The 12,734-nt window shown below is 65.2% G+C and carries 17 protein-coding genes; all 17 read right to left on the reverse strand.

Annotated elements, in window-relative coordinates; genetic code table 11:
- Positions 1-1,458 (reverse strand): phage tail sheath subtilisin-like domain-containing protein (locus AC1DO7_RS04225; RefSeq protein WP_477115826.1); only part of this gene is annotated, 1,458 nt, incomplete at its 3' end.
- On the reverse strand, positions 1,458-1,715 hold the full coding sequence (locus AC1DO7_RS04230; protein ID WP_441616195.1) for a DUF2635 domain-containing protein: 258 nt from the start codon (positions 1,713-1,715) through the stop codon (positions 1,458-1,460). The genes AC1DO7_RS04225 and AC1DO7_RS04230, both read right to left, overlap by 1 nt.
- A 2-nt stretch (positions 1,716-1,717) precedes the next feature.
- Positions 1,718-2,305, reverse strand: coding sequence for a phage tail terminator protein (locus AC1DO7_RS04235; RefSeq protein ID WP_441616196.1), 588 nt, complete (start codon positions 2,303-2,305; stop codon positions 1,718-1,720).
- A gap of 51 nt (positions 2,306-2,356) precedes the next feature.
- Positions 2,357-2,830 (reverse strand): HK97 gp10 family phage protein, encoded by a 474-nt coding sequence (locus AC1DO7_RS04240; protein ID WP_441616198.1) that lies wholly within the window; start codon positions 2,828-2,830, stop codon positions 2,357-2,359.
- Entirely contained in the window at positions 2,823-3,176 is a 354-nt protein-coding gene (locus AC1DO7_RS04245) for a phage head closure protein (protein WP_441616200.1), read from the reverse strand. The genes AC1DO7_RS04240 and AC1DO7_RS04245 overlap by 8 nt, the downstream gene beginning before the upstream one ends.
- An 8-nt stretch (positions 3,177-3,184) precedes the next feature.
- The gene (locus tag AC1DO7_RS04250) at positions 3,185-3,733 is read right to left on the reverse strand and encodes a head-tail connector protein (protein WP_441616202.1); all 549 of its coding nucleotides are present in this window, start codon (positions 3,731-3,733) and stop codon (positions 3,185-3,187) included.
- Between the two features lie 2 nt (positions 3,734-3,735).
- The gene (locus tag AC1DO7_RS04255; RefSeq protein WP_441616204.1) at positions 3,736-4,029 is read right to left on the reverse strand and encodes a hypothetical protein; all 294 of its coding nucleotides are present in this window, start codon (positions 4,027-4,029) and stop codon (positions 3,736-3,738) included.
- Between the two features lie 65 nt (positions 4,030-4,094).
- Complete coding sequence (locus AC1DO7_RS04260) at positions 4,095-5,327, reverse strand: phage major capsid protein (protein ID WP_441616206.1); 1,233 nt, start codon at positions 5,325-5,327, stop codon at positions 4,095-4,097.
- A 74-nt stretch (positions 5,328-5,401) separates the two neighbouring features.
- On the reverse strand, positions 5,402-6,112 hold the full coding sequence (locus tag AC1DO7_RS04265) for a head maturation protease, ClpP-related (RefSeq protein ID WP_441616208.1): 711 nt from the start codon (positions 6,110-6,112) through the stop codon (positions 5,402-5,404).
- Positions 6,087-7,382, reverse strand: coding sequence for a phage portal protein (locus AC1DO7_RS04270; RefSeq protein WP_441616210.1), 1,296 nt, complete (start codon positions 7,380-7,382; stop codon positions 6,087-6,089). The genes AC1DO7_RS04265 and AC1DO7_RS04270 overlap by 26 nt, the downstream gene beginning before the upstream one ends.
- 1 nt (position 7,383) lies before the next feature.
- Positions 7,384-9,117: a terminase large subunit gene (locus AC1DO7_RS04275; protein ID WP_441616212.1), complete on the reverse strand. Its 1,734-nt coding sequence runs from the start codon at positions 9,115-9,117 to the stop codon at positions 7,384-7,386.
- Positions 9,074-9,622, reverse strand: coding sequence for a P27 family phage terminase small subunit (locus AC1DO7_RS04280; protein WP_441616214.1), 549 nt, complete (start codon positions 9,620-9,622; stop codon positions 9,074-9,076). The genes AC1DO7_RS04275 and AC1DO7_RS04280 overlap by 44 nt, the downstream gene beginning before the upstream one ends.
- Before the next feature lie 135 nt (positions 9,623-9,757).
- Positions 9,758-10,072 (reverse strand): HNH endonuclease, encoded by a 315-nt coding sequence (locus AC1DO7_RS04285; protein WP_441616216.1) that lies wholly within the window; start codon positions 10,070-10,072, stop codon positions 9,758-9,760.
- 230 nt (positions 10,073-10,302) lie between these two features.
- Positions 10,303-10,716, reverse strand: coding sequence for a hypothetical protein (locus AC1DO7_RS04290; RefSeq protein WP_441616218.1), 414 nt, complete (start codon positions 10,714-10,716; stop codon positions 10,303-10,305).
- The gene (locus tag AC1DO7_RS04295; protein ID WP_477115827.1) at positions 10,713-11,777 is read right to left on the reverse strand and encodes a hypothetical protein; all 1,065 of its coding nucleotides are present in this window, start codon (positions 11,775-11,777) and stop codon (positions 10,713-10,715) included. Before AC1DO7_RS04295 ends, AC1DO7_RS04290 begins: the two co-directional genes overlap by 4 nt.
- A 9-nt stretch (positions 11,778-11,786) precedes the next feature.
- Complete coding sequence (locus AC1DO7_RS04300; protein ID WP_441616222.1) at positions 11,787-12,164, reverse strand: hypothetical protein; 378 nt, start codon at positions 12,162-12,164, stop codon at positions 11,787-11,789.
- Positions 12,161-12,679, reverse strand: a complete 519-nt coding sequence (locus AC1DO7_RS04305) for a phage regulatory CII family protein (RefSeq protein WP_477115828.1) — start codon at positions 12,677-12,679, stop codon at positions 12,161-12,163. Before AC1DO7_RS04305 ends, AC1DO7_RS04300 begins: the two co-directional genes overlap by 4 nt.
- Positions 12,680-12,734 lie beyond the last annotated feature (55 nt).

Here is a 12,734-nt window from a genome sequence, read left to right on the forward strand (position 1 = left end):
GAGCAGCGCGAAGACACGCAGCTGGTTCACATAGTCCGGCGGGAACAGCACGTTGACCCGGTTCGAATTGTTCGCGTCACGTTCCACCACCAGGTACTGCGCGAAGAGATCGGCGTTCTCCACGATGCCGTCACGCTCCAGCCGCATGTACGCGGCGATCAGCTCGTTGCGGATGATGGACGGGGTGACGATGGCCTGCCCTTCCCCGAACCGCGTGCCATCGTTGGCCAGCTTGTGACGCCCGAACTTGCTGGTGACGATTGAGCGCAGGTAGCGCACCACGTAGGCCGTGGTGTGCATCGTCTCGCTGTCGAGATACGAGTCGTCGGCCTGCCCGTAGGCGTTCTTCTGGTACGTCGTGATGGCGCGCTCGATGCGCAGGGTGCCATCGCCCGAGGCAAAGGTGGCGATGCCATTGTTGAGCAGCGCCTGACGCTCCTGCAACAGGAACCGCTCGCCGGCCGGCGCCGCGTCGATGCCAAGCAGCTGGCCGGTTTGCGTGGGGCGAGCCACGTCCGCCGAGATAAACACCGCCTGGCGCGCGACGAACGCCGCCGCCACTTCCCATACGGGCGAGGCCACATTGGCCTCGATGCCGCCCATGGTCATGTGCTGATCATTGCGCACCGAACCGGCCGCAACCAGCGCGCCGACCGCGCCACGAATCGCCGTGTAGACGTGGCCGTAGAGTTGCGCCATCCATGCCCAGCGCCCGGAGATGTCGCTCATCCAGTCCGCGCAGGCATTCAGTGTGGTGGAGTCGGTCCACGGTTGGCAGACGAACTCGAACTCTTCGTCACCCGCCCCCGCCAGCACCGCGTCCATGTCCGGATTGCCGGCACCTGACGCCATCGCCGTCACCGTGACGGTCAGGCCCGCCGGCGTGCGCTCGCCATTGGTCAGGCCGGCGCGGTTCATCTCCAGACGGATGTCGTTGCCGGTGGCACCCTTCCACTTACAGGTGACTGTCACGTCGGCGGTCGCCGCCACTGCCTTGGCGGGCATGTTGAGCGCCGCGTTGATGGCGTTGGCCAGCGCAGTGGCGACGGCCGCTGCTGCCATGCCACTGGCCACCGTCACCTGCAGCCGGCGGCCCGCGACATACACCGACAGGATGCCCGCCTCGGTGGCAGTGCCGGCGATCGCGAACTTGCCCGTCGCGGCCACGCCGGACGCCAGCTTGACCGGGAGCATCCAGATCTGCCCCATCGGATCGCCGAGGCGGAATTTGCGGTACATGGCGGAGAGCATGGAGCCCTCGCCCGTGATCGCATCGACGTCCGCCTGGCGCGTCGCCAGATACAGCTTGCCGGCCACCCCCGTCGCGTCGTCGCTGGCCTGCCCGATCAGCAGGCGCTTCATTGTGGCGGAGCCGCCGCCGGCCTGCGAGTTGTCGACCTCGGCGAAGAACAGCGGGACGCGGAGGTCGTTCGGAATGTTGCTGAATGGCACGGACATTACTTGCCCCCCTTACCCGTCTTGCCGGCCGGGGCCACTTCGGCCTCACTGGCTTGGCCCTGGACTTCGGCCACGCTTTCGACGGCGGCCCCCGGCTCGCCCTCGATCGTCACGTCGCCATCGTTGATGCGACGCACCCAGTAAGGAGTGCGGACCACGGCGCGCCCCTCGGGCGGCAGGTTGTCGCGGTATTGCGGATCCGGCACCACGCGCCCCTCAGCCGGGGTCACGTGGACCGTCTTGCGGTCAGCGTTCATGGTCATCCTTCGTCTAGCTCCACGCGGAGCACGGTTTCGATCCGGCCATCGGGGCCGGGCTTGTTCAGGTTGGGATCCGCCATCGGGTCGATGGCGTCGAGATTGATCGTGATGCCCTCAATAGGAGGCAGGCCCGCCAACTCCAGCTCCTCGAAGGTTTCCGGCGCACTCCCATGGCCCAGGGTCCACTCGCACCGAAACGTGAAGCGGTACAACACCCGGCCACGGTCGATCAGCAGCAGCTGGCCGCCGTCGTACATGACGCGTTCGTAGTCGTCGGACGGCTTCCAGCCGGCCAGCGCGCGCAGCAGCTCGGCGCGGATGTCATGCAGTGGATCGGCGACGGACTGACCACGCTCGTCGCCCGTCTTGAGCGCCACCACCACGTCGAACTCGTCGACGATGGCCTGGCGGATGCCGGTCTGCTCGGCGTTGTCACCGGGATCGTCGGCCGTCATCACGACATAGGCGGCCGGCATCGACAGCAGCGCGCTGTCGCGCACCACTTCGAACTCCAAGCCACCGGCCACGCGGCCGCCAAACGTCGGCGCGTAACGGCGTAGCTGGTCGATTACCGGGGAGAGTTTCATGGCAAGAAAAAGCCCCGCGCGCGGCGGGGCTGGTGAGAGGTTGTGGCGTTGTCACTTCACCCGCAGACCAGCCGCGAGCGCAGCACTCAAGAGATTCCGCACCGGCCCCGCCTGGGCTTCCAAGGCATCCGCCATGTAGTTGGCACGGGGCTGGACGCGGTACGGGCCGCTGGACTGGGCCTTGTGGTCCTTTCGCCTGGTCGCACCCCTGCGGACGCCGTAATACAGATAGGCGAAGTAGGGATCGCTCGCCGGCACGTCCTTGCCGGTCTTTGGCTCGATGCGCACCAGAAAGCCGGATCGGCTGACCTTGGCCCGGATGGACTTGGCCAGGCGCCCCGTCCGCCTGGACGGGTAGCCGCCCCCTTTGGATGCGCCCTGCTTCGTCACGCGGCCACGGGCATCTTTCACGACCAGGGCGCCCGCTTGGCGCATGGCGCGCCGAATCTGCTTCTTGTCGAAGTCGATCGAGCGATCAAATCCCTCGAAGCCTTCGACGTGCACATAAAAGCCGGACTTAGCCATGGCGCAGCTCCTCCACCTCGATCATGGTGAAGCGCTTGGCGCCGTTCATATGGGCCGCGCGCTTGACCCGGTAGACCGCGTCACCGTGTACGACTTCGTGCGCGTCGGTGAGCCCATCGAGGTAGCGGACGATCACGCGATGCGTGACGGCCGAGTCGGTGGCGGCGCTTTCCATGTACGTCGCCGCGCTGACGGGCACGACCTTGGCCCAGCGCGGCATCGTGGCCGGAAAGGTCTGCTCCACGTCGACGACGCCGACCGGCAGATCCAGCCGCCGGCGGATCTGCACCCGCCGATCCAGCTCCCCTGCGCCGGGCTCCCGCAAAATGGTGACTTCACTGAGCATCGCCCCTCCTAGAGCCCAATGCCGCAGCGGTAATCCGCCAGCAGCCAGTCGTACATGTTGAAATCGGACTCGGACAAGGTGGTGGCCGACACCTCGCGCTTGGCATACAGCTCGGCGAACAGCATGAGGATCGCCAGGCAGATGTCCTCGGGCACGGTCGCGAAGCCCACATCGAACTCGATCTGGAAGCCGGATCCCGCCGGCCACGCCTTGACGGGCCGCACCAGCAGCCCGCGCGCGACCTCCTCGGTGCGGTACGCCAGCAGCGGCACGGTCTGCCGCGCGCCGCTGGCGTCGAGATACGAGACCGACGTGACCGTCGCGGGCCCGTAGCCGCGCACCAGGATCTCGCCGAGCTGCTCGTCATCGTCGAGCAGCGCCCGATATTGCTGTGCACGCAGCGGCCGACGCAGGTAGGTTTCGGTCGCCCGCCGAACACCCGCGAGCCGAGCCTGCAGGTTGGGATCAGCGTCGATGCCGTCGATCCTCGCCTGCTCCATGGCCTGCGCCAGCGAGACCGGCTCGTCGGCAGGCTCCGTCACGGTCTCGTAACGCATGGTCAGCCCTGGGCGATCGACTCGGCGTAGGCGACCGCCTCTTTCGCGGTGTCGACCACGCCGGCCTTCTCTGCCGCGAGAGCGACGGCCTTGGGCAGCGTCACCACCTGATTGGGCGCACCGTGCTCGCAGTCCACCAGCACGCGTGCCTTGACGGGCACCGCAGCCCTGTCCGCCTTCTTGGCTGCAGCCTCCGCTGCAGCAGCCTGCTCCGCGGCGATGCGCGCCGCCTCGGCGCCGTTATCCTCGACACCGCCCACGGTACCGCCGTTGTCTTCGTTGGTTAGATCGCTCATTGCGACTCCTAAAGCTGGGTTGGTAGGGACGGCCCAGCCGGGCCATCCAGCGCGATCGCCTCGGCTTAGGTGGCCGAGTTCTGGTAGGCCTTGACGGCCAACAGGTCCATCAGGTTGCCGCCGCTGCGCGCCCAGGCCAGGAAGCCAACTTGACCTTTCGACGCATAGGCAGAATCGGCAAAGCGGAACAGCGTCACCTCGAGCGCGTCGCGGATCATGTACTTGTCGTGCTGGCCGTACGAGATCGATTTCGCGTTCGCCGCCATCGCGGGTACGTGGCTATTGAGGGTCACAGGCTTGCCGAGCAGCTCGTCGGGCGCGCCCTTGGTGATGCCGCCCTCGTAACCGGGCGTCCAGATCGGGCGACCGTTGGCGTCCTTGAGCTTGCGCACCACCTTGCGGGTGCTCTGCGCGAACATCCAGCGGGCGCCGGCCTGGTACGCCTCGTCGACCGACTCCTGCAGGTCAACCAGGTCATCGAAGCCCACCGAGGTGGTGCTGCCCGTGGCGCCGGTCTTGCCCACCGCGGCCGCCGTGATCAGGCCCGTCGGCTCGCCGGTGCCGGTACCCACCGTGAACTTGCGGTTGGCCGCGCGCGAGATGCGGGTGGCCATGCGATTGAACGCCAGCGACTCGATATTCAGCGTGCTGTCCTGCAGCAGCTGGATCGGCACCGTGATGATCTTGGAGCCGAACATGTACACGTTGAGCGGTCGCGTGCCGAAGGAAATGTCGGCCGTGCCCGCCTGGGTGTTCTCGGGGACGATTTCGCCTTCCTCGGTGGTGCCGTCCGTGGTCGGAAAGCCCATCGGGTTGCCGGTAGCCGTGCGGATGGTCTCCGCCACATCGCGCATGCCACCATAAGCCGACATCGCATCGATGAAGCGGGTTGCCACGTCGGTTTGCACGGTGTAGCCACCTTCGGCGGGCGTGGTGGTGGACATGGTGTTGCGCACCAGCTGCCATTCGTCAGACGTCAGCGCGGTCGGACCATTGCGCAGCCACTTGTCGAAGAGCGCACGTGCCTTGGCGGTTTGCGGGTCGACCGCCGCTGCCGGCGGCGCAGCACCGCCACGGCCGGGCTCTTGGCCGGTGATCTCGTTAAAGGCGTTGTCGGCCTCGATGTCCAGCAGCCGCTGGTGGTTCTCGATCTCGGCATTCACGGCCTCGATCTGCGCCAGCAGGTCATCGTATTTCTTCTGGTCATCGGTGGACCATTTGGCGTCGCCCTTGCTGGCCAGGATGTTGCGAGCGTCGCGGGCCAGTGCCGCTTTCTTCTCGCGCAGTGCTTGGATCATGTGTTCTCCAGAGATGGAAATGAAAAAGCCCGCCGTGGTTTCCCAGGGCGGGCGGTTTGGCAACGCGAGAGGCGTTACGCGGCTTCGAGCAACCGAAGTCGCCGCGCGTTGCTGGCGGCGATCTCGGCAAGGTCCGGCTCGTTGGCCGGCGGCGCAGTGAGCGCTGCCGGTGCGTTCTGGTAGGCGGCGAGGTTCCATGCCTTGGCGTCGCCGCCCGACTTCGCCGCGGGCACGACGCGGTCGACGAAGCCATGTTCTTTGGCCTCATCGGCGGTGAACCACGTTTCGGCGGCCATCCACGCGACGATCTGGGCCTCGTCTTTGCCCGTCTTGCGCTTGTAGTCGGCCACGATGGTGCCGTCGACCTTATCGAGCAGCGCAGCCATTTCCGTCATGGACGCCTTGTTGCCGATGGCCACCGCCCAGGCGTTGTGGATCATGAAGAACGCGCCCTCGCTGATCTCGACCTCGCTGGCGGCCAGGGCAACGTAGGTGGCCGCGCTGGCGGCGATCCCGTCGATGTGCGCGATGACCTTGCCCGGATAGTTGGCGATCGCGGTGGCCATGGCGCGCCCGTCCATCACATCGCCGCCGGGCGAATTGATGCGCAGATGCACCACGTCGGCCGTCATGGCGGCCAGCGCCTTGGCGAACCCATCAGCGGGCACGCCCCAGTCGCCGATCACGTCGTACAGATACAGCGTGTCGCCCTCGGCGCGAATGCCTGGGCCGGCTTTGGCTTCGTTACGCAGCAGCTGACTAAGCCGGTTCTTGAGTGCCTTCATTTGGCTTATCTCCGTTGGGTTTCGCCACAGGGGCAAAGAGCTTGTCGCCACCCACGATGGGCGGCATGTTCTCGATCGCGCGGACTTCGTTCGGCACCATCCAGCCTGGTGATTGCGTACCACCGAGCGCGGTCTTAAAGAATTCGGCACGGCTTTTCTGATCGCCACGGCGCAGGCCATCGACATTGAATTCACCGAAGTACTTGCTGGTGCGGAAGAGCTTGCGATTGACTTCCTGCTCGTTCCGATTGGTGTAGGGCTGCAGGGTGTACATGACGAAGCCGATCCCCTGCTGCTCGATCCCACTGCCCCAGTTGGTGGCCCCTTCCGGATCGCCGACCATAAAGGGCGGCACGCCGAACGAGCGGCAGATGTCGGCGTTGGACATCTTCAGCTGCTCGATGAGCTGCGCGTCGGCCATCGACATCTGGATGGTCTTGAGCGTCACGCCCTCGGTGAGCACCATGGGCGCCCCGACGTTCTGGTAGCCGCGATACTTGCGCTCAAACTCGCTGCGCATCATTTCGCGCTTGTCCGGATCCATCTTCTTGTCGGTCTGAAAGAAGAATGGCGTGTGCAGCCCCTGACTCATGAACCGCCCACGGAATTCGTCCGTGGTCAGGTTGAAACCGATTTGCTGCTTGGCCGCGTACTGGATCACCGAGAGACTTCGGCGCCCGTCAAAGCCGAAGCCGGGGAAATGCAGCACGTCGTCCTGGTCGTAGCCGCGGCGCACGCCCAGATCCTGCACGTAGTACGCGAGCCGGTCTCCCTTGCGCTCGACCAGCACATCAGCCGGATGATGCGGCACGACCTGAACCGGCGTGCCGGCGCTGTTGCGCCGCAGGGTGGCGAAGCCGTCCCCGTGGAACAGAATCGACTTGATGATGTACTCCCAGAACGTCGCGGCCGAGAAGCGCGGCGTGGGCTGCTCGTTGAAGAGCCACCACAGCGGCGTCTCCCATCGCTGCCGCCCGCCGCCGGCGGTGCGCTCGTAAAAATGCAGAGGCAGGGACGCCATGGCGCCGGCAATGAGCCGCGTGCAGGCGAACACCATCGCCACGCGCGCGGCCGTGTCTTCGGTCACGGCCTTACCCGCCGCCGAGGGTTGCCCGCCGCCGCCAAAGTACTCCATGAGCGTCGGGTCCGACGATTGAACGATGACCGACTGATTGTGAAAGGTCGGCTCCACCCGCCCCGCCGGCGGCTCGTCGGCCGGCGGGGAATCTGACGCCACGCTGGCGCCGCGCAAAAAGTCAAAGAAGCCCATATCAGTCCAAGGTGGCGTAGCCGCTCTCAATTTCGTTGGATTCCGTCACACCGACGAGTCGGCCGACAGCCATCACGCCGGCCACGATGCCGTCGATGCGCCCGGTCGCGCGCTGCTTTGACAACTTCCGGTTGCCCGCCGGGTCTTCCTCGGTGACCGCATTCGCGGCGTTCCATGTCATCACCGGATTCCCGTCGTGCGCCAGCAGCTGGTCGAGCAGAAGCCGCTCGAACTCGTCGACAGCCGGCCCCATGTCTTTGAAGCCCTGCCCGAACTTGTAGAACGGCGGCAGGCTCAGCCCCTCCTGCTCGATGAGCGCCTCGTAATCCTCGACACGCCACCGATCCGCCGCGATCTCGCGCAGATCGAACATCGCACTGACCTCGGCGAGCCGGCGCAGCACAAACAGCTTGTTGATGGCGCGGCCCGGCACCGCCTCTAGATACCCAGCATCCCGCCAGGCCAGATACGGCACGCGATCGCGCTCGGCCTTTTCGTGGAGACCATCACCCGGAAGCCAGAAGTACGGGATGATCCGCGCGATCGGGTCATCGTCGGTCGGGTCCAGCGCCACGACGAGCGAGGTCAAATCCTGCGTGCTGGAGAGGTCCAGTCCGGCGACGCCGGAGCGACCGTAGAGCGACGCAAGCGTCGGCGGCGGCTTGGGCTGGCAGGCAAACCACAGATCGGCACCAATCCACGGCGAAGCGGCCTCCGTCCATTCACAGAAGCAAAGGCGCCGCACGGTCGCCTCTTTGGACGGCATGCCGCGCGCCTGCGTCACCTGTTCGCGCAGGTACTTCATGCCCGGGATGCCATACGCGAGGCTGGGATTGGCTTTGCCCCAGCACGCCTCATCCTTGAACGGATCGTCGCCCTCATCGAGCGCACAGATGAACGCGAAGAAGCTGTCGTCGGACAACGAGCCGGCACTGACCTTGGCGCCGTAGTCGTGGTAATCCCAGCACACCGTGCGCTTGTCGGTGCCGCTATTGGTGATCATGAAGATCAGCGCCTGGCGCCGACTCTTCGTGCCGGCCCGCAGCATTTCGACGACGTGCGGACCCTTGTGTTCGTGCACCTCGTCGAGCAGCGCGATATGCGGGCGCGGCCCCGACTGGCCATCGTCGGCGCTGACCGGCCGGAAGAATGACGACGTGGGCAGATACGAGAGGTTGAATTCCCGCATGGCGCCGCCGGACTTTTCGATCCGACTGGCCAGGAGCGGCGACTGGTCGACCATGGCCACCGCATCGCGGAACAGGATCTGCGCCTGGTCCTTTTTCGTCGCCGCCGCGTAGATCTCGGCGCGCGATTCACCATCGGAGGTCAGCCCATAGAGCCCGATGCCAGCGGCCAGCGGTGACTTGCCGCTGCCCTTTGCCGTTTCGACGTAGGCGACGCGGAAACGCCGGTAACCATCGGACCCCTTCCAGCCAAACAGCGAGCCGATGATGAACGCTTGCCACGGCTGTACGTCGAACGGCTTGCCTTCGTAATCGCCACCGTTCAGGCAGAGTACATCCTCGAAGAAGCCGATGGCGCGCTGGGCCGCGGCGAGATCCCACACCAGCCCGCGAGCCGGCCCCTCCACCAGGTCGCGCAAATGCCGCGAGCACGCGGCGCGCACATGCGGCCCAGCCAGGATCTCACCGGCCACGACCGCATGCGCGTATGCGGTCGTGCGGTCATCATCCACCGAAGTACTTGCTGGCTTTTTCCCTTTCGTCACCACGGAACAACTCCCCTTGGCCGCCCGCCGGCAGCTGCACGCGCGCACGCGCCGAAGGGTTGAGGCCGAACAACGCGCCGGAGGAGCGCATGCGCTCTTCCGCTCGGTTGGCGATCTGCATCCAGACGCTGATTTGCTTGTAGCCGCTCGGCGTGGACTCGATGTAGCCCGCGTCCCGCTTCGCCGACTTGCCGCGCGCGCTGTTCTTCACCTCTTGGATCATGCCGCGGGCGTGCTTCCAGTCGGCATACGCCTGGCAGTACACGGCCAGCTCGCCCTGGTCGAGCTTGTTGATGAGGCCGAGCATGTAGAGGTCCGGCGCCAGCTCGTCCCACACTTCGCGCGCCGCATCGTCGAGCACCTCGGGACATTCGGGCGCATCCGCCACCAGTTCCCACTGCACGCCGGACTGCGTGATTTCGCTCAGCGGTTTTTTGCTTCGGTTGCCCTGGATCAGATGCACCGTCGCGGGCAACGCCTTGCGCCCGGAGTTTGAATTTCCAGCCATCGCTACCTCCCCTGTTTGCTATACCCCCCTCCCATATTTCCCGGTCGTACAAAGAAAGGGAGGCACGCGGTGTGGAAGGGGCGGCGCCAAAAGTTTTTTACCCCCCCACCCCCTCGGGAGGCACCAAAACGGGGCCTAGCCCCCTCGGTTCCAGTGGTGATTGCCGTCCAGCGGCAGGCCGTCGACACCGCAGCCCCGCAGCGTCCCGCTCTTCTCCAGCTGCTGCTTCGCGCCGTCATGACAGGGCTTGCACAGCGACTGCAGGTTCCGCTCGTCGTAGAACAACTGTTCGTCGCCACGATGCGGCGTCTTGTGGTCGACGATGGTGGCCAACGATCGGCGCCCAACCTGCGCGCAGAACGCACACCACGGGTGATCTTTCAATTGGTGGTGCCGGAGCCGAAACCATTGCTTGGTGCCGTACATGCGGCGCCAGTCTTTACGCTCCATGAACACCCCAAAAAGATTGGGCCGGTCGCAACCATGCACGACCGGCCCAACGAAAAGGCCCGCTTTCGGCGGGCCAAGGAGACACCACGACAACAGTGCGCCTGCGTGCTTACCGTTCGGAGCCCCCACTCGCCCGGAAAGCAAAAAGCCCGACCAGGTAAGAACCGGATCGGGCTTGTTTCGCTGCACGCACTGAAACCACAGCGTAGCCGAAATCTACCTAAGGAATCTCACGATTTCAAGAGCAGGTGCAAGGGTGGGTCCTTAACCCTCGGATTCTTAATGAAAAATTCGAGCGCTTTGAAAACCAGCAAATGCACGCGAAATGCCTTGGCGCGGCTCATGCCGAGTTCTTCCGCAGCGAGCCGCACGGGCATGCGCTCAATGTAGACCTTGCCGGCCAACTGGAACCACTCCAGCGGCATCTTGCGCAGCGCCTCGTGCGTGAGGTCGCACACCGGCTCCGACACCGGCACGTAGGCGCGCACCGGCATGGAACGGATCTCCTCAAGGGTGAGACAGCTTGCGCCATAGCCGTTGCGCTGGCCACCGCTCGACGCCCACTCGCCCCACGACTCCAGCCGCTCCACCACCCATGCCGGTGGCTCGTTGCCCGTACCCGATTCTGCGCGCTTTACCATCATGCCCTGCTCCAGTTTGCTCGCTTGCTCGGCGGCGGCGCGACGAGCGTTGCCAGCCTCCCGCGAGGCAGCGGCAGCGGCGGCACGCTCGCCACCTTGGCCGCGTGCACCGCCTCGTTTGCAGCGTGATTCAACCGCGCCAACTCACGCCTCCTTGCCACCTCCGCTGCGTGGACCGGCTCCCAGCCGTCCAGCTGCGCCTGCGTGATCAGCCAGCTGAGATAGCGCCACGGCGCGCGGATGCCGCCGGTCGCACACTCGCCCCGCCACTCGTCCAAAACAAGCTGGCCGAGCTTCGCGCCTAGCGGGCGCAGCCTTCGTGCAAGGTAGGCCCGCTGCTGGCCCGTCATGTCCACCGGCCACGCCAGATGCGCCTGCCACCGAACGAGGGACCTAGCCCCCTTCTCTGATTTCGGGGCCGCAGGCCCTTTCCCACCGCGCTTTGCCGGCTCGTGGCGTTCCTCTGAGAGCCGCTGCGCTTCTGACCCGGCCTGTGTTTCGCCGCCTTGGGTTTTATCGTCCTCTCGCACCGTAGGTGCGTGAGGGTCGATGGCCTTTCCATCCCTTTCGCGCCGTAGGCGAGAAGGGGTAGGGGAAGAGGCTTTTAATCCGGACTCCGGATGTGGGGCGGCTTTCGCGGTTCGGGCTGTTTTCCCGACAGCCTGTTTTCCCTTGTCCTGACTGGCTTGGCTGGCACCTGCCGGGTATGGCGAACCCTTGGCGGCTTTTTTTTGCGCGCAATTATCCGTGTCAGCGAGGAGGCAACGCAGGACCAGCTCACGATGGCCGCCCTCCTTTCGCACCAGGCCAAGGTTCACCAGCTGGTCCACGAGACGGCGAATCTGATCCCGGCTATACGCGAAGAAACGCACGCCAGGCCGCGCAAGGCGCTCGGTCCATTCCTTGATTGCCTGGTAGGAGATCGCGACAGTACGGCCCACCACACCCGTGCGGTAGTCCATGCGCGGGCGAATCCCCATGACGTAGACATTGACGGCATCCRCGCCGGCGCCGGCGAGAGCCTGCAACTCGGCGATAGTGAGCTTGATTGAAGTAGCAGACATGATGAGGTCTTACTGGCGGACTTGCGCCGCCATGGCATTGTTTGCCGCGGCTAGCGGCTTGTCGAAATCGCACAGGTCGTCCCACACGAGCGCAAGATCTGCGCTGCCGTCGTAGGTGGCGACCCAATGCTGCATGGCCTTGTCGACGCGCAACTGCGCCTCGTAGTCGGCATGCCGGATGCTGATGAGACGAAAGACGCGGCCACGACCATGCTTGATCGCAAAGACGCCGAAAGGCTCGCCACCCTTGAGGATGCGCTTTCTGATGCGCGCAAAGACAGAGAGCAACTCGCGCCGCGTGAGAGGCTTGCGCTTGCGCAACAGCGCACGCTGGCGCCCGGCCTGCGCCGAGGACAGCGAGGCCGGCAACAGATCAACCCGGGTCATTCGTCGCGCGCCCCCGGCTGCTGGACCTGCGCGGCCTCGACAGCCGTTGTCAGTTGCACCACCGCTTGCATGACGTCAAACGCCTCTTTCTTGATGCGCTCGCACTCCTTCGCATCAATGACGCCATCGCTCGCGTCTTCCATGACCACGGCCACCAACTCCGCGAATTCTTTCGAGAGGACGCCGACTTTTCGGATGATGTCCTGCGTTGCCGTAGGCCCTGCGGGAATGTCAACCGCCACCATGCCGTGCCGCAGATTCATCGCTTGCAACGGGGCGAACGGCCGCAGTACGTTGGCCTCCTGGCACAACTCCATGATGAGGCTGAATTCCTCGGCAGTGAGGAAATGAGAATAGATGTTCGGCCGCAGCTTGTTGCGCAGGACCGAAGGATCCACGTGCTTGTCCATGCGCCGACCCAGCGCCACCGCCAATCCCTCGACGCTGCCGGGGTAGCGGCGCGCCAAGTTGTACATCGACTCCAATGGATCGATGTCGGAATACTCGTAAGTCACGGTAACCCCCCGCAAAATTGATCGTGTCGCTTAAGCAGCACAATCGGATACTCTT

This window comes from Cupriavidus sp. 05N40 (assembly GCF_056397305.1).